Raw genomic sequence first — 321 nt, 5'->3', positions numbered from 1 at the left:
GCGATCCCGACGGTCGAGCAGGAAGCCGCACGGGATCTGGTCAGAGCCCGGGAGGACTGCCGCGGTGATCTGATGCGAGCACGTCATCGATTGTCGAAACTGCTACTGCGCCATGGCATCGTCTACTACGGCGGCAATGCGTGGACCGGCAAGCACGACATCTGGCTGCGGCACGATGCGCTGCGGCGACTGCCCACCGGCGCGACGCGGTTGACCTTCGACGCCGACTACGACACCGTTTTGACAGTCAAGGCCCGGCGTGATCGTCTCGACACCGCCATCGAGGAGGCCGCCGCGGATTGCGAGTTCACGGCGCTGGTG

The 321-nt window shown here is 65.7% G+C and carries 1 pseudogene; it reads left to right on the top strand.

The features are described from left to right. Window positions 1-321, top strand: a pseudogene (locus tag LI94_RS21600) (IS110 family transposase); the annotation flags it as partial.

Origin of the sequence: Mycobacterium sp. UM_Kg27 (assembly GCF_000972905.1) — a bacterium.
In the GTDB taxonomy this organism is placed as follows: domain Bacteria; phylum Actinomycetota; class Actinomycetes; order Mycobacteriales; family Mycobacteriaceae; genus Mycobacterium.
This window is presented reverse-complemented; position numbering and strand designations above follow the sequence as displayed.